25 protein-coding genes are annotated in these 23,471 nt (G+C 66.3%); 13 read left to right on the plus strand and 12 right to left on the minus strand.

What is annotated here, in order from left to right; all coding sequences use genetic code 11:
* Positions 1 to 5: 5 nt before the first annotated feature.
* The gene (locus tag LQ953_RS08665; protein WP_231030332.1) at positions 6 to 455 is read right to left on the minus strand and encodes an NUDIX domain-containing protein; all 450 of its coding nucleotides are present in this window, start codon (positions 453 to 455) and stop codon (positions 6 to 8) included.
* Positions 456 to 544: 89 nt separating this feature from the next.
* On the opposite strand from LQ953_RS08665, the gene LQ953_RS08670 reads away from it, so the two are divergent.
* On the plus strand, positions 545 to 829 hold the full coding sequence (locus LQ953_RS08670) for a hypothetical protein (protein WP_231030333.1): 285 nt from the start codon (positions 545 to 547) through the stop codon (positions 827 to 829).
* Here the strand turns inward: LQ953_RS08670 and LQ953_RS08675 are convergent.
* Together LQ953_RS08675 and LQ953_RS08680 are read right to left on the minus strand one after the other, a co-directional pair.
* A complete protein-coding gene (locus LQ953_RS08675; protein WP_231030334.1) occupies positions 826 to 1,122 on the minus strand; it encodes a transcriptional regulator in 297 nt (98 codons plus the stop codon). The two genes, LQ953_RS08670 and LQ953_RS08675, sit on opposite strands and share 4 nt — an antisense overlap.
* Entirely contained in the window at positions 1,122 to 1,568 is a 447-nt protein-coding gene (locus LQ953_RS08680; RefSeq protein ID WP_231030335.1) for a hypothetical protein, read from the minus strand. The genes LQ953_RS08675 and LQ953_RS08680 overlap by 1 nt, the downstream gene beginning before the upstream one ends.
* Before the next feature lie 113 nt (positions 1,569 to 1,681).
* Here LQ953_RS08680 and LQ953_RS08685 point away from each other — a divergent pair, with 113 nt between their 5' ends.
* Positions 1,682 to 2,437, plus strand: a complete 756-nt coding sequence (locus tag LQ953_RS08685; protein ID WP_231030336.1) for a CPBP family intramembrane glutamic endopeptidase — start codon at positions 1,682 to 1,684, stop codon at positions 2,435 to 2,437.
* A gap of 3 nt (positions 2,438 to 2,440) precedes the next feature.
* Here the strand turns inward: LQ953_RS08685 and LQ953_RS08690 are convergent, their stop codons facing one another.
* Positions 2,441 to 2,794, minus strand: coding sequence for a hypothetical protein (locus LQ953_RS08690; protein WP_231030337.1), 354 nt, complete (start codon positions 2,792 to 2,794; stop codon positions 2,441 to 2,443).
* Positions 2,795 to 2,989: 195 nt separating this feature from the next.
* Between LQ953_RS08690 and LQ953_RS08695 the strand changes: the two genes are divergently transcribed.
* Positions 2,990 to 3,352 (plus strand): hypothetical protein, encoded by a 363-nt coding sequence (locus tag LQ953_RS08695; protein ID WP_231030338.1) that lies wholly within the window; start codon positions 2,990 to 2,992, stop codon positions 3,350 to 3,352.
* A gap of 45 nt (positions 3,353 to 3,397) precedes the next feature.
* On the opposite strand, the gene LQ953_RS08700 is transcribed toward LQ953_RS08695, so the two are convergent.
* Complete coding sequence (locus LQ953_RS08700; RefSeq protein WP_231030339.1) at positions 3,398 to 4,393, minus strand: cell wall hydrolase; 996 nt, start codon at positions 4,391 to 4,393, stop codon at positions 3,398 to 3,400.
* A 264-nt stretch (positions 4,394 to 4,657) separates the two neighbouring features.
* Here LQ953_RS08700 and LQ953_RS08705 point away from each other — a divergent pair, with 264 nt between their 5' ends.
* Positions 4,658 to 6,154, plus strand: coding sequence for a methyl-accepting chemotaxis protein (locus LQ953_RS08705; RefSeq protein ID WP_269141381.1), 1,497 nt, complete (start codon positions 4,658 to 4,660; stop codon positions 6,152 to 6,154).
* 59 nt (positions 6,155 to 6,213) lie between these two features.
* On the opposite strand, the gene LQ953_RS08710 is transcribed toward LQ953_RS08705, so the two are convergent.
* A complete protein-coding gene (locus LQ953_RS08710; protein WP_231030340.1) occupies positions 6,214 to 6,645 on the minus strand; it encodes an NIPSNAP family protein in 432 nt (143 codons plus the stop codon).
* Positions 6,646 to 7,117: 472 nt separating this feature from the next.
* On the opposite strand from LQ953_RS08710, the gene LQ953_RS08715 reads away from it, so the two are divergent.
* The 5 genes from LQ953_RS08715 (at position 7,118) to LQ953_RS08735 (ending at position 13,301) form a co-directional block, all read left to right on the plus strand.
* Positions 7,118 to 9,580: a methyl-accepting chemotaxis protein gene (locus LQ953_RS08715; RefSeq protein WP_231030341.1), complete on the plus strand. Its 2,463-nt coding sequence runs from the start codon at positions 7,118 to 7,120 to the stop codon at positions 9,578 to 9,580.
* Entirely contained in the window at positions 9,577 to 11,037 is a 1,461-nt protein-coding gene (locus tag LQ953_RS08720; protein ID WP_231030342.1) for a chemotaxis protein CheW, read from the plus strand. The genes LQ953_RS08715 and LQ953_RS08720 overlap by 4 nt, the downstream gene beginning before the upstream one ends.
* Before the next feature lie 546 nt (positions 11,038 to 11,583).
* The gene (locus LQ953_RS08725) at positions 11,584 to 11,790 is read left to right on the plus strand and encodes a ParD-like family protein (protein WP_231030343.1); all 207 of its coding nucleotides are present in this window, start codon (positions 11,584 to 11,586) and stop codon (positions 11,788 to 11,790) included.
* 41 nt (positions 11,791 to 11,831) lie between these two features.
* A complete protein-coding gene (locus LQ953_RS08730; RefSeq protein WP_231030344.1) occupies positions 11,832 to 12,242 on the plus strand; it encodes a hypothetical protein in 411 nt (136 codons plus the stop codon).
* Positions 12,243 to 12,500: 258 nt separating this feature from the next.
* Complete coding sequence (locus tag LQ953_RS08735) at positions 12,501 to 13,301, plus strand: class I SAM-dependent methyltransferase (protein WP_231030345.1); 801 nt, start codon at positions 12,501 to 12,503, stop codon at positions 13,299 to 13,301.
* A 105-nt stretch (positions 13,302 to 13,406) separates the two neighbouring features.
* Here LQ953_RS08735 and tgt read toward each other — a convergent pair whose 3' ends face one another.
* Positions 13,407 to 14,546: a tRNA guanosine(34) transglycosylase Tgt gene (gene tgt / locus LQ953_RS08740; RefSeq protein WP_231030346.1), complete on the minus strand. Its 1,140-nt coding sequence runs from the start codon at positions 14,544 to 14,546 to the stop codon at positions 13,407 to 13,409.
* Between the two features lie 43 nt (positions 14,547 to 14,589).
* On the opposite strand from tgt, the gene LQ953_RS08745 reads away from it, so the two are divergent.
* On the plus strand, positions 14,590 to 15,204 hold the full coding sequence (locus tag LQ953_RS08745; protein ID WP_231030347.1) for a cupin domain-containing protein: 615 nt from the start codon (positions 14,590 to 14,592) through the stop codon (positions 15,202 to 15,204).
* 11 nt (positions 15,205 to 15,215) lie between these two features.
* On the plus strand, positions 15,216 to 15,371 hold the full coding sequence (locus tag LQ953_RS08750) for a hypothetical protein (RefSeq protein WP_231030348.1): 156 nt from the start codon (positions 15,216 to 15,218) through the stop codon (positions 15,369 to 15,371).
* On the opposite strand, the gene LQ953_RS08755 is transcribed toward LQ953_RS08750, so the two are convergent.
* The 3 genes from LQ953_RS08755 to LQ953_RS08765 form a co-directional block, all read right to left on the minus strand.
* On the minus strand, positions 15,346 to 16,032 hold the full coding sequence (locus LQ953_RS08755; protein WP_231030349.1) for an HAD-IA family hydrolase: 687 nt from the start codon (positions 16,030 to 16,032) through the stop codon (positions 15,346 to 15,348). The two genes, LQ953_RS08750 and LQ953_RS08755, sit on opposite strands and share 26 nt — an antisense overlap.
* Positions 15,995 to 16,966 carry a cation diffusion facilitator family transporter gene (locus tag LQ953_RS08760; RefSeq protein ID WP_231030350.1) on the minus strand — a complete coding sequence of 324 codons (972 nt, stop codon included), beginning with the start codon at positions 16,964 to 16,966 and terminating at the stop codon, positions 15,995 to 15,997. The genes LQ953_RS08755 and LQ953_RS08760 overlap by 38 nt, the downstream gene beginning before the upstream one ends.
* A gap of 97 nt (positions 16,967 to 17,063) precedes the next feature.
* A complete protein-coding gene (locus LQ953_RS08765) occupies positions 17,064 to 17,582 on the minus strand; it encodes an EF-hand domain-containing protein (RefSeq protein WP_231030351.1) in 519 nt (172 codons plus the stop codon).
* Positions 17,583 to 17,774: 192 nt separating this feature from the next.
* Here LQ953_RS08765 and LQ953_RS08770 point away from each other — a divergent pair, with 192 nt between their 5' ends.
* Both LQ953_RS08770 and chrA read left to right on the plus strand, forming a co-directional pair.
* The gene (locus LQ953_RS08770) at positions 17,775 to 18,599 is read left to right on the plus strand and encodes a chromate resistance protein ChrB domain-containing protein (protein WP_231030352.1); all 825 of its coding nucleotides are present in this window, start codon (positions 17,775 to 17,777) and stop codon (positions 18,597 to 18,599) included.
* Positions 18,596 to 19,990, plus strand: coding sequence for a chromate efflux transporter (gene chrA, locus LQ953_RS08775; protein WP_231030353.1), 1,395 nt, complete (start codon positions 18,596 to 18,598; stop codon positions 19,988 to 19,990). Before LQ953_RS08770 ends, chrA begins: the two co-directional genes overlap by 4 nt.
* A gap of 16 nt (positions 19,991 to 20,006) precedes the next feature.
* Here chrA and LQ953_RS16330 read toward each other — a convergent pair whose 3' ends face one another.
* Entirely contained in the window at positions 20,007 to 21,638 is a 1,632-nt protein-coding gene (locus LQ953_RS16330) for a methyl-accepting chemotaxis protein (RefSeq protein ID WP_231030354.1), read from the minus strand.
* 72 nt (positions 21,639 to 21,710) lie between these two features.
* The gene (locus tag LQ953_RS08785) at positions 21,711 to 23,357 is read right to left on the minus strand and encodes a ShlB/FhaC/HecB family hemolysin secretion/activation protein (protein ID WP_231030355.1); all 1,647 of its coding nucleotides are present in this window, start codon (positions 23,355 to 23,357) and stop codon (positions 21,711 to 21,713) included.
* Positions 23,358 to 23,471 lie beyond the last annotated feature (114 nt).

A 23,471-nucleotide genomic window follows, 5' to 3' on the forward strand; every position in this document is an offset into this window, starting at 1 on the left:
CGGAACTACCCCGCAAACCGCGCAACAAACCCCCGCGCTCGCGAGCCCAGCCCCTCCGGCAGCGCCCCAACCGCAAACGCCGCCACGGCCTCCACCTCCAGCGACCGCCGCCCCCGATACACCGCGCCCTCGACCAGAAACACGCGCACCGTATCCCGCTTGTAATCAATCACATGCTCGAACCGCGCGACCTCGGCGATCGACCGGCACGCCGTCAGCCCGATCTCCTCGCGCAACTCCCGCAGCATCGCCGCCTGCGCATCCTCCCCACGCTTCAGCCCGCCGCCCGGCAAGTGCCACCCCGCCCGATAGGACAGCCGCACCAGCACCACTTCGCCGGCCTCGGTCCGCACCACCGCCTGCACGCCTTGGCTATGCGGCCGCGTCACGAACCACAGCATCCGGCACAGCCGATGATAGGCGGACACAGCGAAACGGATGAACCAGCGCGGCATGGCCGCCAGGATAGGCGACGTACCCAGAAAGCGCGAGGCACCCTTCGCGCCGCCAAAGCGTTACTGCACGAAAGCGCAGGGAGTTGCTCATGGAAGTCATCCAATTGCCGGTCGGCAAAACCGCCCCACAGGACAGCGACTGCATCCGCATCCAGGAATTGGCAGGCGGCAAATTCGAATTGAATGGCTCGGTGCTGCTACGCTGCGGCGATTCCGACGCGGCCGAATCCGTCGCGATGGTCGGCAGCGAACCCTATACCTCGCCCGCGGACGCCGAATCCGCCGGCCTTGCCTGGGCGGCCGATCACTGTGTCGAGCAGCTCTATGTCGCCCGCTCGGACGGCACCACGCCGCTGCCCGACATCATCGACTAGGCCTTCGCCACCCCGGCAAGCGCGGTAAGCGCCCGCACATGCGCGGCAAAGGCGCGCGCGCCTTCCTTGGTAAGCGACAGCCAGGTCCGCTGGCGCGAGGCGAGGGTGGCCTTGCGGACGCGGACATAGCCGGCCTCCTCCAGCTGCCGGATATGCTTCGAAAGCACCGAGTCGCTAACGCCGGTCTCCTCGCGTACCAATGCGAATTCGGCCTCGTCGGTGGCGGACAGCAGCGCGCAGACCTGCAGCCTGAGCGGCGCGTGGATCACCGGATCGAGCTCCAGCGCAGGCATCAGAGCTCCCGCACCATGTCGCGCCGCCACGCCCGGTCCCATGCCGCGCTGGCCCAGGCGGCAAACAGCCCCAGCGCCACCCCACAAAGGATCGGTCCCCAAACGGGCGCCGGGCCACTGCGCAGGCCCGCTGCCACGGCAAAGGCAAGCATATACGCCACCAGCAGCCATGCCGTAACTCGCCGCGTCGAGCCTGCGCGATAGCCGCTCACCGACAGGCCCGAAATCCGCTGCCACAACAGGTACAGCCCCACCGTCCAGATCAGCGCCAGCACCATGCCTGCTGGAATCCACGAGTCGGGCAGCGCCAGGCTCGCTACCGTCGCCCCGCACCCCAGCCCATAGCCGGGCGCATACCAGGCCGGCGTTCCCGCGCGCGCCGCCAGTCGGGCTCGCGTCTGCGCGGCCATCGCCAATGCTTCCTTGGGATCGAACTCGCTGTCCATGATCATCCTTCCACCGATCACGCTAGCGTCACTTTCCACAACGTCAAGTTACGACTTGACGACTCGGAAAGTCACGGTCAGTTTCCACATCGGAAAGTGATTGGAGGAAGCCGATGACGACGATCTGGTTGGTGGTGGTGCTGGTGGGGCTGTTCGTGTGGGTTCGCCGCGACCAGCTTCAATATGCCCGGTTCAAGCAGCTTGAAGACGGGCCCGAGCGTGCCCGCTGGTTCTGGCGCTGGACCGCGCAAAGCTTCGTGATCCTGGCAGGCGGCGCCGCCGTCACGCTCGCCCTGCTGGGCCGCTGGGACGCCGTGCTGGGGATACCCGCCGAGTTCCAGGCGGTGGCTGCCTGGTTCCAGCCGGGTGAAGCGGCGCGCCAAGCATCGGACGATTACATGCTCGGCATCGCGATCGGCCTCGGCGTCGGCATCGCCATCGCGGTGGCACTGAAACTCCGCCGCATGCGAAAGCTGTTCACCCCCACCGTCGGCGATATCGAACCGCTGATGACCCGCAACGCCGCCGAAGCCCGCGCGGCGCTGGTGCTCAGCATCAATGCGGGCTTCAGCGAGGAACTGTTCTTCCGCCTCGCTTTGCCGCTGCTGATCGCCGACGTCACTGGCTCGGTGCCCTTCGCCTTGGTCGCCTCGCTCGTGATCTTCGGCCTGGCCCATGCCTATCAGGGGTGGAAGGGCATTCTCGGCACCGCGTTCGTCGGCGCCTGGCTTGCTCTGGTATATTTCAAAAGCGGCTCGCTGCTCCGCCCGATGGCAATGCACGCGATCATCGACGTGATTGCCTTGATCGTACGCCCATCGATCGCCCGCTGGTTCGCCGCCCGCCAGCTGCGCGCCGCCACGGTCTGAGGCTTAGTTGAGGCCCCGCGTCCTGCGCGCCGCCACTTGGGCGCGCAGGATTTCGGTACGCACCTGCAGCTCCGCCGCCTCGGAATCCGACAGCCCGCCGCGCGCGAACCGCGCCTCCAGCCGCCCAAGCATCCGTTCGTCGCGGCGCAGCGCCTTCACGTCATGCCGGCTAAGCTGCCCGGCGGCGCGGCCCTCGCGGCGTTCCTCGCGGAGCTTGCCCAGGTCGCGGGCGACGCGCGACGGCACAGTGCGTGGCGCGGCAGGGAAGGGGCTGGGATCATAGCCGCCCCAGGTCTGGGCGGCGGCGGGTGCGCTCCAGCATCCGCACACCAGCAAGCCAAGGGCAACAAGGCGCATCGACCATCTCCCTTCAACGGATCATCGCATCGCATGCTGCGCGCGCTCAGCCAAACGGCGGATGAACGGTCCCGCCGCCGATGCGACAAACTGCGACACAAAACGGCGAATGGCGGGACACATCCGACACAGCTGCGTTCCATATCACCCTCAGACCGCAGCAACGGTCCGGTTTTCAAAGAGGAGCGTTTTCAAGTGAACAAGTTCGCACTCATGCTCGCAGGCCTCGGCATCGCCGCCGCCACCGTTCCCGCCACTGCCATGGCAGCGCCCGCTCCGGGCTACGCACAGGCTGGCTGGCAGAACATCAACGCACGCCAGGCGCGGCTTGAATCGCGCATCAACCAGGGCATCCGCTCGGGCGCGCTCAACCGCAACGAAGCCACGCGCCTGCGCAACGAGTTCCGCGCCCTGTCGCGCCTTGAGGCCCAGTATCGCCGCTCGCGCCCGGGTCTGACGCTCAACGAGCGCCGCGACCTCGACCGCCGCTTCGATGCGCTCTCGGCCCGCATCCGCGTCCAGAAGAACGATCGCGATCACCGCGGCCGCCGCTGGTAAGCCGGTTAGCTCCCATCCTCTCGTGCAGAGGGTGGGAGCACCCCTTCATCGCAGCGGTTTTCCGCTGTCCTTCCACTTGTCCAGGATCTGCGACTCGCTGTTGTCATAGGCGCCCGACACCGCCCCGCTTTGTGCATAGGCAGGCTGCACCTGCTCGATCGGCGTCGCAGCAACGGGTTTCGTCAGAACCGCCGCCGTCGGCGTGACATTTGCTGCCACCGGGGCAGCAACCACCTGCGGCAAAGCCGCCACCGGTTCCGGCACTGCCACCGGCGCGTGCGGCCCCGGCACCGGCTCACCCCCCCGATAAGCCTGCCCGAATGCGGCCGCCGTGCCCCACCAGCCCTTCCAGCGATGGAAGAAATGCGCCCCGAAGACCCCCGTCATCACCAGGCTGCGGTTCCACGACGGCGTCACGGCATAGGTATGGTAATGCGTCGCCAGCCCCACCGGCGCGAAGACGCTTCCGGCCAGCGCCGCCGCCGCCACGCCCTGTGCCCGCATCCATGCTGCGCGCGAGGGCACCCGCGCCATTGCCCCATCGCAGGCAAAGCTGAACTGGCAGCCGCGCCGCTCGGACCCCTGGAACACCACGCCGCACACGCTCGCCGGGAAGGCGGAGTGCCGCACGCGGTTCAGCACCACCTGCGCCACTGCGCGCTGGCCGTTATCCGGCTCGCTCGCCGCTTCGTAATAGATTGCGCTGGTCAGGCATTGCAGCGCCCGCGCCCGATCCTGCGCAGTACCGGCCAGGCGAAAGGGCTGGGCAGGGCGCACCGATCCGTCACTCGCCGCATCGAGCGAAGCCGCTACCGGCACCGCGGGCAGCGCGATCGTGCCCGTAGTACCCGCCGCCACTGCCGCATCGTCATCGACAGCATGGTACAAAGCCGCGCCCGGGAAATGGTCCTCGGCCTCATAGCCGCTCACGGGCGTCTGGGCGGCAATCGCGCCAACCTCGGGTGATTGCAGCGCCTGCGCGGAAAAGCCGGCGCCGACCGCCGACACCAGCAGCCCCGCCGCCAGCCCCCGCATCTGCATTCCGCTAAACCGCCGCCAGGCCACGCCAAAGGTCTCCCACGCACCCCGACTGGTGCGGACGGCAGCCCATATATCCTGCTTTCCTTACCCCTTCGCCCCCCGATTTCTCCACGTCCCGCCGCGACACAGCTTATGGTTAAGCTAAGGCTTGGGCGCGCCAGATGCCCACAGGTTTATCCGGCCCGAAAGCGCCTCGGCCCCGTTTACCCTCTAATATTAGGACCAAGGGGATCCTCCCTTCCGTTGCTTACCAGGAGCGTATTCTTGTCCGACCCGATCGCCTCGCGCCTCGCCTTCATGGAATTCGGCGCCGAGCAACGCGAGACGCTGCGCAGCACCAAGCCTCTCGTGTCCAGCGTCATCGGCAAGGCGCTCGACCGTTTTTATACCCGCGCCGCCGCCACGCCTGACACCGCCGGCTTCTTTGCCGACAGCGCGCACATGGCCCGCGCCAAGGCGGCGCAGGAAAAGCATTGGGTCCACCTCGCCAGCGCCGAGTTCGACCAGAACTATTACCAGAGCGTCCGCCGCATCGGCACGACTCATGCCCGCATCGGGCTGGAGCCCCGCTGGTATGTCGGCAGCTATGCCATCGTGCTGGAGCATCTCCTGCGCGGGGTTCAGTCGCTCACCCCGCTGTGGAAGCGGATCGTCGGCATCTTCCGCCCCGCTGCCGTTGCGGAAGCGAACATCGCCATCGTCAAGGCAGCGTTGCTCGACATGGAGATCTCGCTCTCCATCTATTTCGAGGAGGCGCAGTCCACCCGAGAACTGGCCGTCGCCCGCATCGACGAAGCGCTGGCCTCGCTCGCGCAGGGCGACCTGACCGGCGAACTCACCGGCATGCCCGAAGGCTTCGCCGCGGTGGAGCGCAGCTACAACGCCACGCTCGCCAAGATGCGCGGTGCGATCGGCGCCATCAACGACGGCGCCTCGCGCATCAATTCCGGCGTGTCGGAAATCGCCCAGGCCTCCGAAGACCTCGCCCGCCGCACGCAGAGCAACGCCGCCTCGCTGGAGGAGACCACCGCCGCTCTGTCGCAGATGGACGGACGCCTGCGCAACACCGCCACCGCCGCGCAGTCCACCGTCGTCCGCGCGGACCAGGCGATCGCAACGGTGGGCGATGGCCGCACCGTCGCCGACTTCGCCGTGCAGGCGATGGGCCGCGTGTCGGAGAGCGCCCGCGGCATCGACAATGTGATCGAAGGCGTGGACAAGATCGCTTTCCAGACGCGCGTGCTCGCCATGAACGCCGCGGTCGAGGCTGGCCGTGCAGGCGAGGCCGGGCGCGGCTTCGCAGTCGTCGCCGACCTCGTCTCGGCGCTCGCCATGCGTGCCGAAGAAGAAGCCGGCCGCGCCCGCGAGCAGCTTTCCAGCACACAGGCGGAGATCGAAAGCGCCGTGGGCGCCGTGCGCAAGGTCGACGAAGCGCTCGGCACCATCTCGGACGATGTGGCGCAGGTCCACGCCCTGCTCGGCGCCATGGCCAACGACAACAGCGCACAGGCGACCGCGATCACCCAGATTTCCACCGCCGTCGGCACCATGGACCGCGGCACGCAGCAGAACGCGGCGATGGTGGAGGAAACCTCCGCCGCCGCCCGCTCGCTCACCAGCGAAGTCGACACCCTCGCCGAACTGACCGCGAGCTTCCGCACCCAGGGGGGACAGCGCAAGGCGCCAGCACCGTCTCACCTGGGTCAGCCAAAGCAGCTCTCCGCCGCTGCAGTGGCCGCGCTAAGGCACCCGCACGCATGACACGCACTCCCGGGTGTCTTGTGCCTAGCTAGGCAGTGAAGAAGACCATCCCCAAAGCTTCAACGCGGTAGCGGGAGGCGCGGCGAGTAATCGGCAAGGTTCATGAACACACTGTCGACCTTCGTCACCAGCTTGCCGCCAGCCTCCGACGCGGCCACCACCGCACGCCATTCGGGATCCTCGCCAAAGGCCTTCCAACTCGCGTCCCGCGCCTCCCGGCTGGGGTAAGCCAGCACATAGACCAGCCGGCCCTCCGGCGCTTCACGGGTCGGCTGCTCATTCCAGTAGGCAACGTTGCGCATGCCATGCTTGGCAAAGAGCTTGAGCGTATACTCGCGGAACCTTGCATTCAGCGCCGAAAGCTTGCCCGGCGCGGGATAGTAGATGCGCAATTCGTAGACCGCCGATTGCGCGTCGAGCGCCGCCGACTGGACGGCTACAGGGCTCGCTGTCGCCATCACGACAGAACAGGCGGCGAATACAGGGTGCATTAGGATCTCCCGAGCGGATGCGAAGACGATCATACGCCTCCGGCAGCTTCAAGTCGAAACGCATCGGCTGCCGCCGCAGGGCCTCGGCGTCTACAGCTAACGCCCAGTAGCGGCCGTTCGCGCGCCGCTTGCACGATCCTGGAAGCCGCCGATCATCAAGGCTGCAAAGCCGGCGCAGTTGCCGTCCGACGATCACTCGTTGACCGTTATTCATGCCGCCTGAGACGGCCTTCAATAGCAGGTCGCACCAGTCGCCTAGCACCCGGCGTTTTGGTTTCTCGCCGTTTCACCGCCTTAACCTTCCGGCATGCGCACCGCGAGCACGACTTCCATCACAAGATGCATACGATAACCATTTTTTCGATCCGACCAGAACTAGGTCTCGCAACGTTGCTTCCTATAATGCTCAAGTCGACCGACGATCAGCGCAAACCATTGATGCCGTTCGGTTAGAATAGAACATGGAAGCCGTATGACCGCTCACACACGCCAGACCCTCGACAAGCCCGCTGCACACGACGCCGATGCCATGCTGCGGCAGCTCGGGCTGATGCTCGACCAGTCTCAGGCGGTGATCGAGTTCGCGCCGGACGGTACCGTGCTGCGCGCCAACGACCTGTTCCTCAACCTGATGGGCTATGCGCCCGAGGAAGTGATCGGCCAGCACCACCGCATCTTCTGCGACACCAGCTTCGCCAACAGCTCCGAATATGAACTGTTCTGGCTCGGCCTGCGCGGCGGCAATGCCAAGGACGGCGAGTTCAAGCGCGTAGCCCGCGACGGCCGCGAGGTTTGGATCCGCGCTAAGTATTATCCGATGCTCGAAGGCGAGACCGTGGTCCGGATCGTCAAGATCGCCATGGACGTGACCGACACCCGCCAGGAAAGCATCCTCCACGAAGGGCTGCTGTCCGCGATCAACCGCGCCCAGGCGGTGATCGAGTTCGACCTTTCCGGCAAGGTGCTTACTGCGAACGAGAATTTCCTGGCAGTCACCGGCTACGCGCTGAGCGAGATCCAAGGCCAGCACCACCGCATGTTCTGCCCGCCCGATCATGCGCGCTCGACCGAATATGCCCGCTTCTGGGAGAAGCTGGGCCGCGGCGAATATGAATCGGGCGCGTTCAAGCGCTTGGCCAAGGGCGGCAAGGAAATCTGGATCCAGGCCACCTACAACCCGATCTTCGACCTGCGCGGCCGCCCGATCAAGATCGTCAAATACGCGATGGACGTGACCGCCCAGCGGCTTGCCGCTGCGGAGGCCGAGGGTAAGGTCGAGGCAGTGTCGCGCCAGCACGCGGTTGCGGAGTACGACCTGTCGGGCACGCTGCTGACCGCCAACGACATGTTCTGCGCGATGCTGGGCTATCGCCGCGAGGAACTGGTCGGCCTGCCGCACGAGGCGACGACTCATGCCGGCTGCCACATCCACAACGACTATCGCCAGTTCTGGTACAAGATGGCGCGCGGCGAGCATGAGGCCAGCGAATTCCGCCGCCAGACCAAGGATGGCCGCGAAGTCTGGGTCTATGCCAGCTTCAACCCGATCCTCGACCTCGACGGCAAGCCGTGGAAAGTCGTGGAATACGCCACCGACATGACCGAAGCGAAGCGCCGCAACTTGGAGTTCCAGGGCAAGGTCGACGCGATCAGCCGCGCATCTTGCGTGATCGAGACTTCGCTCGACGGCACCGTGCTCTATGCCAACGAAAATTACCTCCAGATGATCGGCTATTCGATCGAGGAGATCCGCGGCAAGGACCAGCGCATGATGGTCGAGCCGTCGATCGCGCAGAGCGAAGCCTATCGGCAGCGTGCCGAAGGCCTGTCCCAGGGCGAGTTCCTGTCGGGCGAGTTCAAGCGCATCGCCAAGGGCGGTCGGGAGGTATGGACACGCGCCACGGTCAACCCGATCCTCGACACCTGCGGAAAGCCCTACAAGCTCGTCACTTATGCTCTCGACATCACCGAAGCCAAGATGAAGTCGATCGAGGTCCAGAACCGCCTCGACGCGATCGAACGCAGCCAGGCCTCGATCGAGTTCGACATGGACGGCAATGTGCTCACCGCCAACGGCAACTTCCTTGCGGTCATGGGCTATTCGCTGCGCGAGATCGTCGGGCAGCACCACAGCATGTTCTGCATGCCGGACTATCTCAAGTCGAAGGACTATGGCGAATTCTGGCGCCGGCTGAACGCCGGCGAAACCCACTCCGGGCGCTTCCACCGGGTGGGCAAATATGGCCGCGACGTGCACATCCAGGCGAGCTACAGCCCGGTCTACGATCTGTCCGGCAAGCCGGTGCGCGTGATCAAGCACGCCTATGACATCTCGGCCCAGGTGGAGCTTGAGCACAATATCGCCACCAAGAGCCAGGACATGCAGAGCATGGTCGCGCAGCTGACCAAGTCGATCGCGAGCATTTCCGAAGGTGCGCAGGGTGCCTCGGCACTGGCCCGCGAAACCGATGGTGCCGCCACCGAGGGAAGCGCCGCGATCAACAATGCGATCGAGTCGATCGAGCTGATCAGCAAGTCGTCGGGACAGATCGCCAAGATCGTCGGCGTGATCGGCGAACTCGCCAGCCAGACCAATCTCCTGGCCTTCAACGCCGCGATCGAGGCGGCGCGTGCCGGCGAGCACGGCGTAGGCTTCTCGGTCGTCGCGGAGGAAGTGCGCAAGCTGGCCGAGCGCAGCGCCGAGGCCGCGACCGACATTTCCCGCTTGATCGAGGAATCGGGCGAGCGCGTCGCGCACGGCACCGAACGCTCGCAGAGCGCACGGGCTGCATTCGAGGGGATCGTGAAGAGCGTCGAGAAGACCGCGCGATCGATCACGCAGATCGCCGATTCCGCGAACACGCAGGAGGATCTAACGCTCAAGGTCGTCGGCATGATCGGCGAACTCGCCTCCTCGACGAAGGCGCACGGATGAACGCTCTGGTCGCGCTTTCCGCGGCAGATGCTGCTGTCCTGCTCGACGATCCCGAGCCGAGGCTGCTCGACGTCGGGCTGATGCGGCTATGCGGGCGCGACTTGGCGGTGCCGGCGGTGAACGTCCGCGAAGTGGTGCCACTGCCCGAAAAGTTGCAGCCCAGCTTCTCGGGCAGCAACGCTTCGGCCGGATCCATCGTGATCCGTGGCCGGGTGATACCGGTGCTCGATGTCGCCGCGCGGCTTGGCTTCGAAGCGCGCAGCGGGGAGGACGGCGTGGTGCTGATCCTGCGGCACGATGCCGCGCTGATCGGCATCATCATGGACTCGGTCTCGGGTCTTGCCCGCGTCGCGCATGATTCGATCCAGCCGTTTACGGTTTCCGGAGTCGAGGATCACCGCATCGTCTCCAGCAGTTTCCCGCACGACGGGGCGCTGGTCGGGCTGCTAGATCCCGCCGCAGTGCTGGCGCTGCCCGGCGTTCCGCATGCACGCGAACATACCGCCGGGTCCGACGCGGGCGGAGCGGGGGCGCGCAGCGCGGTCGTGCTCGTCACGGTGGCGGGCGCCAATCTCGCACTCGACGCGAAGCGGGTGGTCGCCACGGTACCCAACGCGCTGATCCGGCCGAGCCCGGCGCCGTCGAGCAAATGGGTCGGCGTGGTCTCCTATCTCGGCCAGGAAGTGCCCGTGGTCGACGATCTCGCGCTGTTCGGTCTGTCCGGACGCGCGGAACCCACGTCTAGCGGGGCCGTCATCATTCTGCGCCTGGACGACAAGCAGTTGCTGGGTTTCAAGATCGACCGGGTGGAACGCATCCTGCCGATCTGCGAACGCTCGATCCGGCCCTTGCCCGAAGCGCTCGCCAAGCAGCTTACCTTGTTCCGTGGCGCGATCGTCGACCATGAAGGGCGGCAGAACCTGTTGCTGGACGGCGACGCCCTGGTGCGCAGCGACGCGCTGCGCATGATCGGCGCGCTCAGCCGCGCTCAGGCGGCGCCCGTGCACAGCGCGCTTGCCGATCCGACGGGGGCGACCGAGGAACGTCAGCCGTTCCTGGTGTTCGTCGCAGGCGAGCGGCGCCGCGCCGCCGCGCTGTCTTCGGTCAAGCAGATCATCCCGTTCCCGCAGGCGCGCACCGGGCTTAACCGCTCGGGCTCGGCATTGCAGGGCATTACCAGCTATAACGGCGCGCCCCTGCCGTTGTTCGATTTGAGCGGCACGATCGCGGACCCCGAAGCGCGCGCCGACGCGGTGGTGCTGGTGGTGGAAAAGGATGGACGCTTCAACGGGCTGGTGGTCGACAGGCTGGAAACGGTCGCGCGCTCGAAACTGCATCGCAGCCCCAGCAACACGGCGGATGGCTCGCCGACCTTTTTCATCGACGCGAAGATCGGAGGCAAGCAGGAAGCCGTCACCTTGTGCGACTTAGCCAACGAGGCTGCGCATCTCGCCTGATCCGAACGACCTTGATAAGATCATCCTGCGATGGCGAAGTCCGCCGTCTACTGTAGCGCGCTGATGATTCAACGCTGAGGCGCAGTTGCTCCCTGCGAAGATTGTTTCGCGCGAGAACACGGGTGGCGGGTTCTTCGTGGCCATAGAAGCGCCCGCTGAAGTCGAACGGTTTGACACGCGCACCTGCGCCGCTCGGGCAGAGGTTTTGCTCCGCGCCGCAGGGGTCGAATTTGGTCTCGGGGTGGTCCTTCAATGCAAAGACGGGCGTGTCCCTCTCCTCGAGGGCTACGCTGTGGACGCTGAGGACACGTCTTCGATCAACACTTCGGTTGTGCCGTTTGCCCTCAACCAAGAGCCGGGGCCGCTCTGCACGAACGGCGGCTAACGTTCCCTCGCCGCTCGAAAGCAGACTGACTGCTTCCCACCCAATTTTGTCTTCGTGATCCGCAAAGCGCGGCATCCGGGAGGCGATAGGCACAACAGCTATTGCTCCCCGAACATATGTTCTATATACAGAACGTATATGGATTGTATGGAGATAGGACGATGGGTTTGGTGAAGATCGATGACGAGCTACACGAGGAAGCCCGCCGCGCCAGCGCCGTCATGTGCCGGTCAATCAACGCCCAGGCCGAGTTTTGGATGAAGATCGGAATGCTCGCCGAGGCCAATCCCACCATGGCCTTCAACGACATCGTGAAGACGCAACTCGCAGAGGCGAATGTCCGCTTGATCCAGCCGCTCGCGGCTTGATCGAGCGCGCCCAACAATCCCAACTACCTGCTAGGACTGCCATGCCTTTTCACGACGAAATCACCGATTTCTTCGCCCGCTACGTCGATGCCTTTGCGCGCGAGGACGCCGACACGGTAAGCGAGCTATGGGACGAGGTTGGGCTATTCCCCACCCCCACCGGCAACTTCGCGATGCCACGGTCCGCGTTCCGCGACCATTGCGCCACGCTGTTCAGTTTCTATCGAGCTCAGGGCGTCGTGCGGCCGGAAGGCGCCCTGCTGGCAGCCGACGAGCTGTTTCCTGGCGTGGCTCAGGCGCGCATGGCATATCGCATGATGGGTGCCGACGACGCTCCGGTGGCCGAGTGGGAGCATGTCTACGTCCTGCGGCGCACCGACACTTGGCGCGTATCGCTGACCATCGCCGATGCCGAGATGGCCGCTTGGACGGCCAAAGGGGTTCAACTCTGACCGAGTCCGCTGCCACTCGACCATTCCCGAAACATCATCGCTTTCGGGAATGGCGGCAGCACCCCGCAATGTCCGGCTAACGCCATCTGCCTCCCCAAAAGTCGCTTTGCCGCTTCCCACCCATTTCACCGCCATCGTCGCACGGGCACGCCAAGCACTGCTGAGACGCACCGAGTTGCGGCTACCCCGCATCCCGAAACCTTGCCCACCTGCCAAAGCCGCGCCATGATCCGGCATCATCCGAACAGGAGCCGTCCCATGTCCCGCCTGCTACTCGCGTTCGCCTGCGTCGCCACTTTGGGAGCCGGCGGTGTTGCCGCTCAGTCGGCGCGTTCGTCCGGCGATGTCGCCGCTGCCGTTGCCGCCGAAACCCGCACCCCGGCCAATCGCGAGCGTGACCAGTATCGCCATCCGGTGGAAACGCTGACCTTCTTCGGTGTGAAGCCGAACCAGACGGTGGTCGAGTTCCTGCCGGGCGGCGGCTGGTACACGGAAATCCTTGCGCCGCTGGTGAAGGGTAAGGGCCGCTACGTCGCCCTGGTGCCCGCGCCACAGGCCGATCGGGTCCGCGCGTCAATGGCTGGCAAGGCGGCGCTCTATGGCGACACCCAGGTACAGACCGTCGACTTCGCCACCGGCGTTTCGAGCATTCCGGCCGGCAGCGCCGACGTCGTGCTGACCTTCCGCAACGTCCACAATTTGCTGATGCAGGACGATCCCGCCGTCGCCGCGCGTGTCTTCAAGGCGTTCCATGCCGCGCTCAAGCCCGGCGGCGTGCTCGGCGTGGTCGACCACCGCCTGCCCGAGGACATGGACACCGCGCGCGAAAAGACCAGCGGCTATATCAAGCGGTCCACGGTCGTGCGCCTGGCGCAGCAGGCCGGCTTCCGCCTCGCCGAGGAAAGCAGCGTCAATGCCAACCCCAAGGACACCCACGACCATCCCGAGGGTGTGTGGACGCTCCCGCCGACCTATCGGCTGAAGGATCAGGATCGCGCGAAGTACGCCGCGATCGGCGAAAGCGACCGCTTCACGCTGAAGTTCATCAAGACGCGCTGAGCCGCGCCGGCCCGCTTTGCCCGTTCCTCCGCCCGGCCACCCATCGCGGGTAGTTTGTGGGTGGCCGGGCGGGGGATCGGGCCGGTACCGCTTGGAAAGCGCGCCTCAGCCCTTCTCCGCCGCCCCGCCGCGATACGCCGCGCGGAAGCTGTTGGCGAAGACGCTCAGCTGCCCTGCCTGAATCGCGCCGCGCAGGTCGCTCATCAGCGCCTGGTAGAACCACAGATTATGCTCGGTCATCAGCATCGCGCCCAGGATCTCGCCCGCGCGCACCAGGTGATGCAGATAGGCCCGGCTCCACGTCCCGCACACCGGGCATCCGCACGCGGGATCCAGCGGTCCCTGATCCTCGGCGAACTTGGCGTTGCGGATGTTGATCGGCCCGGTGCGCGTGAACGCCTGGCCCGTGCGGCCTGACCGGGTCGGCAGCACGCAGTCGAACATGTCGATCCCGCGCTCCACCGCACCGACGATATCGTCGGGCTTGCCCACGCCCATCAGGTAGCGCGGCTTGGCTTCGTCCAGCTGCCCCGGCGCGTAATCGAGCACCCCGAACATCGCCTCCTGGCCTTCGCCGACCGCAAGGCCGCCGACCGCATAGCCGTCGAAGCCGATGTCCTTGAGCGCATCGGCGCTCGCCTTGCGCAGTCCTTCGTCCAGCGCACCCTGCTGAATGCCGAACAGCGCCGCGCGCTCGGCGTGCGCGCCGCCCGCGTCGAAGCCGTCGCGGCTGCGCTTGGCCCAGCGCATCGACCGCTCCATGGCGGCGGCCTGTACGTCGCGGGTGGAGGTGGTGGGGACCAGCTCGTCGAACGCCATCACGATGTCGGAGCCGAGCAGGCGCTGGATCTCCATCGACCGCTCAGGGCTCAGCATGTGCTTGGTGCCGTCCAGGTGCGACTTGAACGCCACGCCTTCCTCGGACCGCTTGGTCAGTTCGGACAGGCTCATCACCTGATAACCGCCGGAATCAGTCAAGATCGGGCGATTCCAGCCCATAAACCCGTGCAAACCGCCCAATCTGTCCATGCGTTCGGCGGTGGGGCGCAGCATCAGGTGATAGGTGTTGCCCAGGATGATGTCGGCGCCCGACGCGCGGACGTCCTGCGGCTTCATCGCCTTGACCGTCGCGGCGGTGCCGACCGGCATGAAGGCGGGGGTGCGGATTTCGCCACGCTGCATGGCGATAGTGCCCAGACGCGCTTTTCCGTCGGTCTGGTGGATGGTGAACTGGAAACGAGGCATGGGCGTTGCCCTAGCGCCGCTGTGGCGGGGAAGTCGAGGGAACATGGTCAGCGAAGTCGATGAAAAACTGCGCGAAATGGCGGCGCACCGTGGCTTGAAGCTCGTCCGCTCGCGCCGACGCAAGCCCGGCGGGGACTACGGTCTGTTCGGCTTGAAAGACGCTGAGGGAAATGGCGTTCTCGGCGTAGAAAATAATGGAGTGTCAGCGACTTACGACGAAGTGGAATCCTATCTCCGCAACCGCCTCCACGCCGATTGGGCCCAATCCGCCGGCACCCCGACCAGGCGTTTTCCGCGTCGACAAGATAGTGTCCAACCGCCCAAACCCCGCTTCAAGCCAGACATAGTGAACCTCCTCAAATCCCTGCCTTCGGCCAAGTCCGCAGAGGTCTTCACCGACCTCCTCGCCACCGCCAGCTTCAAGGTCGAACGCATCGTCTCCCATGGCCAGTGCACTCCCGAAGACGAGCCAATGGTCCAGGATCGCGACGAATGGGTCCTCCTCCTCGAAGGCGCAGCAGGCATCCGCATCGAGGACTCCAAGGTGGTCAGCCTCTCCCCCGGTGACCATCTCCTGATCGCAAAGGGCCAGCCGCATTGGGTCGCATGGACCGCAACCGACCGCCCAAGTGTTTGGCTCGCGATCCACTTCGACTGAAAGGAACACCCATGGCCACCAACCCCGGCGACGACGCCGCCCCCGGCACGCCAGGCACCGGCGAGAATATCTGCCCTGAGTGCAGCGGCTCAGGCAAAATCGATGGTAACACCTGCCCGAACTGCGCCGGCAGCGGCAAGGTTATCGAGGGGATCGGTGGCGCCTGACATAGTCGAGGATATCCTCGGGCTCGGCGAACAAGACGTCCGGCCGATGTGCGGATAGCACCGCCTCGCTCGCATATCCCCACAGCACCGCGCCGGCGCGCGCGCCCACTTCGTGCGCGGCGTCGATGTCGCGCGTTTCGTCGCCAACCGCCAATGCCTGATCGGGCGCGATGCCGAGCTTCTTGAGCACGTGGCGGAACTTGCGCGCCTTGCCGAACAGCGACGATCCGCACGCGAAAAGATCGATCCTGGCGATGTGCTGATCGCCCAGAATCAGGCGCGCATTGCGTTCGGAGTTGGAAGTGACGAGGGCGATCTTCACGCCGGTTTCGTCCAATTTCTCGAGAAGATCGGGGGTGCCGGGGAAGAGTTCGATGCGGTGCGCATCGCGCAGGACAAGGTTGCGAAGGTGCCGCGCAATAAGGGGCATTTTCCAGCGGGGGATGCCTAGATAGGCTATGACCTCGCGAGAGCTTTTGTGGCGGAGCAGCTCCGCTTCGGCGGGACAGACGCGGCGGAAGTTGAAGCGCTCCGCCAATTGGTCGGCCACGGACATGAAAAAGTGACCGCTGTCGGACAGCGTCCCGTCGAAATCGAAGATCACCAGCCGCAGCGGCCGGCTTTCAGACATGGGCGGGCCCGTGCAGGCGGCACTCGGCACCTTCGCCCAATTCGATCTGGACGGTGGTGTGGTCGATCCGGAAATCGTGCGCGAGCCGGTGCGCCAGATCCGCCAGGAAACCGTCGCCGGGATGCCCGCCCGGCATCACCAGATGCGCGGTCAACGCCGCCTCGGTCGTGCTCATCGGCCAGATGTGAAGGTCGTGTACCCGCGCCACGCCCGGCAGTTCGACCAGCGCCTGGCGCACCGCGTCGGGATCGATCCGCGCGGGCACCGCGGCGAGCGCCATGGTGAGCGATTCCCGCAACAGGCCCCAGGTGCTCCACAGGATCACGGCGACCACAACCAGGCTGATCGCCGGATCGATCCATCCCGCGCCAGTCCACAGGATCAGCCCGCCGCCGATCACCACCCCGGCCGAGACCACGGCGTCCGCGGCCATGTGGAGATAGGCGCCACGAATGTTGATGTCGTCCTTGCTCCCGCGCACGAACAGCAGCGCCGTCGCCAAATTGACGGCGATTCCCACCGCCGCCACCGCCATCACCGTGCCGCCCGCAACCGGCGGGGGCGCAGAGAAGCGGCCCACCGCCTCCCAGGCGATCGCGCCCACCGCGACCAGCAGCAGCAAAGCATTGCCCAGGGCCGCGAGGATCGAACTGCCGCGCAGGCCATAAGTGAAGCGCTTGGACGCGGGCCGCGTCGCCAGCTTTGCGCCTCCCCAGGCGAGCAGCAGCCCCAGCACGTCGGACAAATTGTGCCCGGCATCGGCGAGCAGCGCCATCGAGTCCGTCAGCAGGCCGGCGGTGCCCTCCACCGCGACAAAGGCAAGGTTGAGCGCCGTGCCCAGCGCGAAGGCGCGGCCATAATCGACCGGGCCGTGGGCATGGCCGTGTCCATGCGCGTGTTGTCCATGGCTGTGCCCATGGCCGTGGTTGTGCCCATGCGGATGGTGCGGCGCGGCATTGCTCATGGCGCGAGGTGTAGCGACAAACCGCCGCGCAAGGCCATCCCCGCAGCCGTCCTGTTCAGCTGTAGCTGTGGAAGAATGCGGCGCGAGGCGGTGCGGCCTAGTTGCGGCGGCGCCGATCCTTTCCACCACTGCCACGGCCTTCGCCATCGCGCACACGGGCCGCGCGGATCGTCAGCAACTCGGAACGGACGATGACGCCGTCCTTGTTTGCATCATATTGCGCGAAATAGCGCGCGAAGCGGGCGAGCAGTTCGTCGGCGGTGATGCCGTTGCTGCCATCGGCATCCACTTCAAAGGGGCTGGGCAGCGCGTTGCGGTTGCCCAGCCAGCGCTCGGCCCAGTCGGCAAACTTGATATAGCCCATGGTGGCTCCGCCTGGCGCGACGGCCTCGAACGACTGGCGCACCCCGGCATCGAACTCGGCACGCGTGACACGCGCGTCACGGTCCGCATCGAACGCAGCGATCATCATCGCCACGGGCTCGGCAACGATGGTGGCATTGCCCCCAGCCATCCGAGCGCATTCCAGCGTGGCGCTAGTGCAGGGCGGCGCGGGCCGATCCTGGGCGAGGGCAGGGGAGGCGAGGCCGACGCCGAGAAGAAGGAGAATGCGCATCGACGCTCTTTCGAAAGGGGAAAGCAGGTATGGTCCCACCGCTCTAGCTTGCCATGCGTGAATGCGTAAGGCGGCGAGACGCCAATTGACAAGGACTCCGCGGCATGGCTGATTATGCGCATGGGGGCTGCGATCTCCCCATGAGGCGTCAGCCGAAGAATCGCGTCCAGCTCAACATGCAAAGGACGCGCCATGCCCGCACACAACGCCATCACTCCTGACAAGCTCGCGCGACTGGTCGCGCTGCCCGGATCGCCGCGGATCATCGACGTGCGAGAAGCACCAACGGAAGCGATTCCCGGATCGCGGCCTCCGTCGGGTGAGGACCCCAGCATGTGGGAAGGCGATGGCAGCACCGGCGTCGTCGTCTTTGATGCCGATGGCCGAGGCGGAGCAGTGTCAGCGGCGGCGATCCTGCGTAGCGAAGGCATCCCGGCCGAGGTGCTGGAAGGCGGTTTCGCCGCCTGGACTGCCGCGGAACTGCCTGTTGTCTCCTTTGCGCACTTGCCCGAGCGACATGATGATGGGCGAACCTGGTGGGTGACGCGCGCGCGTCCCAAGGTGGATCGCATCGCATGTCCTTGGCTGATCCGCCGGTTCGTGGATCCCGCCGCCCGCTTCCTTTTCGTGGCGCCCGCCGAGGTGCTGACTGTCGCCGCGCAGCAACGCGCAGAGCCCTTCGATCTGGCCGACGAGCGTGTGTTCTGGAGCCATCGTGGCGATCTTTGCACGTTCGACCTGATGGTCGAGGCGTTCGGGCTTGGCGGGCATGCGCCGCTGGTGCGACTGGCGGCGATCGTCCGCGGCGCCGACACCGACCGGCTGGACTTGGTGCCAGAAGCGGCGGGGCTGCTGGCCATTTCCCTTGGCCTGTCGCGCATCCACAGCGACGACCACGCGCAGCTTGAGGCGGGCATGGCGGTGTATGACGCGCTCTACCGCTGGTGCCGCGACGCGCAAAACGAGAAGCACGACTGGTCCTCTCATCAGCCCGCGCGGGGCAAGGTGCAGGCATGAACGCGGTCCCTGACATTGTCGCGCCTGCTCGGCCGCAATCCGTCTCACTCGGGCAAGCCTTTTGGGTGTGGCTGCGCATCGCGCTGCTCTCGTTTGGCGGGCCCGCCGGGCAGATCGCGGTGATGCACCGCATTCTGGTCGACGAGAAAAAGTGGATCGGCGAGCAGCGCTTCCTGCACGCGCTGAACTATTGCATGCTGTTGCCAGGTCCGGAGGCGCAGCAGCTAGCCACCTATATCGGGTGGCTGATGCACCGGACGAAAGGCGGCATCGTCGCCGGCGTGCTGTTCATCCTGCCGGGTGCTGGCGCGATCATGGCGCTAAGCTGGGTGTACGTGCTTTATGGGCGCGTCGGCATCGTCTCAGCCCTGTTCTTCGGGCTGAAGGCAGCAGTGCTGGCGGTCGTGCTCCAGGCGGTAGTGCGTATCGGTGGGCGCGCATTGACGACCACCCCGGCGCGGCTGCTCGCGGCTGCTGTGTTCGTGCTGATCTTTTTCTTCGGCGCGCCATTTCCGCTGATCGTGCTCGGCGCGGGGCTGATCGGCTGGTGGTCCGGCAAGCGGGGGTTGGGGGTGTTCAGCGGTGGCGGTCATGGCTCCGCAAAGGGCCCAACGGTGGCCGACGCCGATACGCTGCTAGGCGAGGATTTGCCCACGCATGCTCGCCCGACCTGGCGTGAGACCGTTCGGACGGCACTGATCTGGCTGGCCTTGTGGCTGATTCCCGTCGCGGCGTTGCTGATCGTGCAGGGGCCAGACGATGTGTTCAGCCGCATCGCGACCTTCTTCTCGACCATGGCGATGGTGACCTTCGGCGGCGCTTATGCCGTGCTCGCCTATGTCGCGCAGCAGGCGGTCGAGAACTATGGCTGGCTGAGCCCGGCCGAGATGCTGGATGGGCTGGGGATGGCCGAGACGACGCCGGGGCCGCTGATCATGGTGCTTCAGTTCGTCGGTTTCCTGGGCGCCTTTCGCGCTTCTGGCGCCTTGCCGCCGCTGCTCGCAGGAACGCTTGGTGGGTTGCTCGCGACCTGGGTGACCTTCGTCCCGTGCTTTCTGTGGATCTTCCTGGGAGCGCCGTTCATCGAGCGCTTGCGGGGAAACGCTGCCGTCGCAGGGGCGCTCGCGGCGATCACCGCTGCAGTGGTGGGCGTGGTGCTGAACCTGGCCGTGTGGTTCGCCCTTCACACCCTGTTTCGGCAGACGGCGGTGTTCAGCGCGGGCCCAGTTCGCTTCGATGCGCCGGTGCTCGCCAGCATCGATCCCTGGGCGACGCTGCTGGCCCTGGCAGCTGTCGTCGCGGTATTCTATTTGCGGGCGGGTGTTTTGCTGACGCTTCTCGGAGCGGCGGCCGCCGGCATGGCTCTCCACCTTCTGGGCGTGCTCCGCTGATCCCTGAAGGCTGAGGCTACGCCGCGCGGATGCGCTGCAGGAAGCCTGCGGTTTCCGCCCGGAGCGTGTCGGCCTGGCGTGAGATGCCGGCGACGGTTTCGTTCATGGCGCGCGCCAGGCTGCCGGTGATGCGGGCGCCGCTGGCCAGTTCCTCGGCGCGTTCGCGGACGTCGTCGATATGGGTGGCGACCTGATTGGTTTCCTCGCCGATCTCCAGCGTGGCGCGGCGTTGCTGCGTGACCGAGGCGGCAATGAACGAGGCGATGGCGGCTACTTCGTCGATCTTGCCGGCGGTTTCGGTCATGCGCGCGGAGGCCGTGGCGATCTGGCCGACAATGGAGCCGGTCTGTTCGCGCACATCGGCGGTGGCAGTGGAGGTGCGGCTGGCCAGCGCCTTTACCTCGCCCGCGACCACCGCGAAGCCCCGGCCGACATCGCCGGCGCGCGCCGCTTCGATGGTGGCGTTGAGTGCCAGCAGCTTGGTTTGCCTGGCGACGCCATCGACCAGTTCAATGACGCTGTCGATCTTGGCAGCGTCCTCGCGGATGGCATCGATCCGCTGCGAACTGGTGCTGGCGAGCATGCGCGCGGCATCGCTCAGCGCGGCGTGGCCGTCGACATGGGTGGCGATCTCGCCGACGCTCTGGGCCAGTTCCTCCGCGGCGGTCGCCACGAACAGGGCCGAGGATGAGGCGGCGGTAGCACGCTGCGCCACATCGGCGGCGGCGCCGGCGCTGCCTTCGCCGATCGCAACGAGCTGCGCAGCGGAGCGGTCCAGCTCGGCTACCGCCTCGGACAGTAGATTGACGGCGGCGGCTACGTCCTGCTCGAACTGCTCGCCCAATTGCAGGAGCGAGTCGCGCTTGAGCTGCTCGGCCTTGCGCGCGGCGGCGATGCTTTGTTCGGCTTCGTTGGCGCGAGTCTCGGCGGCCTGGCGGGCCTGAGCTTCGGCGGACTCGCGGGCGAGCTGGAGCCTGGCGGCTTCGCTTTCGGCGAGGCGGCTGGCGGAGGTCTGCGCCTCTGCAAACACGGTGGACTGATCCACCGCGGCCTTGGCGAGGATGCCGTAATAGACAAGGAGCAGGGGCAGGCTGACGGCCGGGCCGCCGATCGTCACGGGCATCGACGTCACCGCCAGCGACAGCGCGACCGGCGTGGTGAAGCCGACGAAACCGGCGGGATGATTGACGTACATGATCAGGCCGACCGCCATCAACGCCATCTGGAGCAGCGCCACCAGAAAGATGAGGTCGCGCCCGGCATGGGCACTCATGGCCAGGCACAGCACTGCCCAGCCGGTGCCGATCAGCGCGGCGACGATGCGGTGGCAGCGCGCGACTTCGTGCAGGTCATGCTCGCCTGTGCGGGTGGGGATGACGCGCCATCCCCAGATCGCCGCGCCAACGATGAGCAGCGCGCTCGCCAGCGCCCCAGGCCGGTTGATCGATCCCCAGAGTGCAGCGATCGCCGCCGCGACAATGACGATCGCGAGCGGCACGAGCGCGCGCCAGGCGCTGGTGGTGGCGTCGAGCTGGCGGGCGAAGACGAACCGGGCGATCGAGTCTTCGTCCGGTGTGCGCCGCAGCGCGCTGGCGTAGCGGGCGATCTGGGCCCGCAGCGCGGGAAGGGAAGGGTTGGATTGCGCCACTTGAACGTTCGCCTGCTTGCCTGTGGTTCGCAGGCTTAAGCGGCAATGGTTAACGCTATTGTCTGCAAGGCCTTAGAACGAGCGGATCAGCCGGAAATTGATCTTTGGCGTTTGGTCGTCGGTATCGTAGCGCGCGCCCGAAAGCGGCACTGCGAATTCCAAGTTGGCGCCGGTGTCGGCAGTGATGTCGGTGCGCAGGCCACCGCCGGTCGACGCCAGCGAACCGCTGCCAAAGCCATTGTCCAGGTTGCTGACATGGCCGCCATCGACGAACGCATAGAGCTGGGCCCGGCGGACCAGCCCGAAGGGGCGATTCCAGAGGTAGCGCAGTTCGGCCATGCCCATCACACCCTGATCGCCGCTGCGCTCGCTCCAGTCATAGCCGCGCAGGAAGCCCGTGCCGCCCAAGCCCGTTTCCTCGCTGATCAGCAGCGGCTGGGAGGCGAGCTGGCTCTGCATCGCCAGGCGCAGGCTGAACTGGCCGCCAAGATCGGTGGTCCATTCGCTCCAGGCGCTGAGCGCGGTGAAGGTCGCATCGGCGTCGTAGCGCGAGGCGAGCGGATCGTTGCGGCCGGTCGCGCCGAGGACACCGAGTCCCTGGGACAGCGTCGTGCTGATCCGGAGGCGGCCGCCCGCGACGTCGCTATAGCCGTAGAGCGACACGCGTGCGGTGGCGATGCGGTCGTGGCGGACGCGCACGGACCTGCGCCATTGCTGCAGGTCGCGGACGCCCAGCTCGGCCTGGAGCCAGAGGCTGGCGTCGCGGCGGCGCCATAGCGGGTGGAGCAGCTCGGCGCCGAGGAACCAGCTGCGGCTCTCCAGGTCGAAGGGCTCAAGATACGCGCCGGGTTTGGCGGTCGAGCCCGAAGCTACCAGCGCGACTTCCGTGCCGCTGGCGCTCACGCGGTTAGCGTAGCGCAGGCGGCCATATTGGAGTTCACTCGGCTCACCTGGGGTGGTCGAATAGGTCACGGTGAAGGCATCGTCGGACGAGAACAGCGCGTTGACGTCGACGTCGATGCGCAGCTGCTCGGGGCCGATCGGCTTGCTGCCCTCATTCGACAGGGCGACGCGCGCGGCGAGCCTGTCTTGCGTGGCGTTGACCAGCAGCACGCCCTTGCCGCTCTCGCGCAGGAACCGCGTCTTGCCCATGCGCACGCCGTCAACGTCGCCGGCGATCAGCAGCCTGCGCTCGACCTCTTCCAGCCGGGCAGGCTTGCCGTTGATCAGGGGTGCAAGCGCGCGGCGTACCGCCGGCTGTTCGGGGCCGCCGAAGCGGATCTCGTCGACGCGCCCCTCGTCGATGCACACGGTGAGGACGCCGTTGGAAAGCCGCTGCGGCTCGATCCATGCCGAGGCAAACACATAGCCGCGCGACCGCGCGCGTTCGGCGATGGCGGTGGCCAGGGAGGCGAGCTGATCGGGCGCCAGTGTCTTGCCGACATGGTTCGCGATGATGTCCGCGAAGTCGGCGGGCGAGAGCGCCTGAAGGCCGGCGATGCCGATCGCGCCGGCAAGGATCGTGGCGCCCCCGGCGGCGGTGCCGCTTGGCGCGTCCACGTCGATCGCGACGCGGGGTTGAGGGGCGGTCGGCTCAGGTTGCTCCGAGGGGCGTTGCGTCGCGGGCGCGACGCGGTCAAGCGCGGTCTGCGCAAATGCCGCGCCGGGGAGTAGGGCTCCGCCCAAAAAGAGTGCCGCAACTGTGCTGCTGGTCCGCATCCGGCATGGACCTAAGGCTAAGCTCTTACGAATTCGTCAAATAGCCGGCACGTTAACTACGCGTACAAACAGGGCTTAAATGCATCGCGACTAGGGTGCAGCCTCCAAAATTGG

The sequence above is a fragment of the Sphingomonas sp. IC-56 genome, assembly GCF_021043375.1.
In the GTDB taxonomy this organism is placed as follows: Bacteria; Pseudomonadota; Alphaproteobacteria; order Sphingomonadales; family Sphingomonadaceae; genus Sphingomonas.

Coding starts and splice junctions, on each gene's coding strand:
- LQ953_RS08665 (WP_231030332.1), bottom strand. CDS start 455: ATGCCGCGCTGGTTCATCCGTTTCGCTGTGTCCGCCTATCATCGGCTG.
- LQ953_RS08670 (WP_231030333.1), top strand. CDS start 545: ATGGAAGTCATCCAATTGCCGGTCGGCAAAACCGCCCCACAGGACAGC.
- LQ953_RS08675 (WP_231030334.1), bottom strand. CDS start 1,122: ATGCCTGCGCTGGAGCTCGATCCGGTGATCCACGCGCCGCTCAGGCTG.
- LQ953_RS08680 (WP_231030335.1), bottom strand. CDS start 1,568: ATGGACAGCGAGTTCGATCCCAAGGAAGCATTGGCGATGGCCGCGCAG.
- LQ953_RS08685 (WP_231030336.1), top strand. CDS start 1,682: ATGACGACGATCTGGTTGGTGGTGGTGCTGGTGGGGCTGTTCGTGTGG.
- LQ953_RS08690 (WP_231030337.1), bottom strand. CDS start 2,794: ATGCGCCTTGTTGCCCTTGGCTTGCTGGTGTGCGGATGCTGGAGCGCA.
- LQ953_RS08700 (WP_231030339.1), bottom strand. CDS start 4,393: ATGCAGATGCGGGGGCTGGCGGCGGGGCTGCTGGTGTCGGCGGTCGGC.
- LQ953_RS08710 (WP_231030340.1), bottom strand. CDS start 6,645: ATGCACCCTGTATTCGCCGCCTGTTCTGTCGTGATGGCGACAGCGAGC.
- LQ953_RS08715 (WP_231030341.1), top strand. CDS start 7,118: ATGACCGCTCACACACGCCAGACCCTCGACAAGCCCGCTGCACACGAC.
- LQ953_RS08720 (WP_231030342.1), top strand. CDS start 9,577: ATGAACGCTCTGGTCGCGCTTTCCGCGGCAGATGCTGCTGTCCTGCTC.
- LQ953_RS08725 (WP_231030343.1), top strand. CDS start 11,584: ATGGGTTTGGTGAAGATCGATGACGAGCTACACGAGGAAGCCCGCCGC.
- LQ953_RS08730 (WP_231030344.1), top strand. CDS start 11,832: ATGCCTTTTCACGACGAAATCACCGATTTCTTCGCCCGCTACGTCGAT.
- LQ953_RS08735 (WP_231030345.1), top strand. CDS start 12,501: ATGTCCCGCCTGCTACTCGCGTTCGCCTGCGTCGCCACTTTGGGAGCC.
- tgt (WP_231030346.1), bottom strand. CDS start 14,546: ATGCCTCGTTTCCAGTTCACCATCCACCAGACCGACGGAAAAGCGCGT.
- LQ953_RS08745 (WP_231030347.1), top strand. CDS start 14,590: ATGGTCAGCGAAGTCGATGAAAAACTGCGCGAAATGGCGGCGCACCGT.
- LQ953_RS08750 (WP_231030348.1), top strand. CDS start 15,216: ATGGCCACCAACCCCGGCGACGACGCCGCCCCCGGCACGCCAGGCACC.
- LQ953_RS08760 (WP_231030350.1), bottom strand. CDS start 16,966: ATGAGCAATGCCGCGCCGCACCATCCGCATGGGCACAACCACGGCCAT.
- LQ953_RS08765 (WP_231030351.1), bottom strand. CDS start 17,582: ATGCGCATTCTCCTTCTTCTCGGCGTCGGCCTCGCCTCCCCTGCCCTC.
- LQ953_RS08770 (WP_231030352.1), top strand. CDS start 17,775: ATGCCCGCACACAACGCCATCACTCCTGACAAGCTCGCGCGACTGGTC.
- chrA (WP_231030353.1), top strand. CDS start 18,596: ATGAACGCGGTCCCTGACATTGTCGCGCCTGCTCGGCCGCAATCCGTC.
- LQ953_RS08785 (WP_231030355.1), bottom strand. CDS start 23,357: ATGCGGACCAGCAGCACAGTTGCGGCACTCTTTTTGGGCGGAGCCCTA.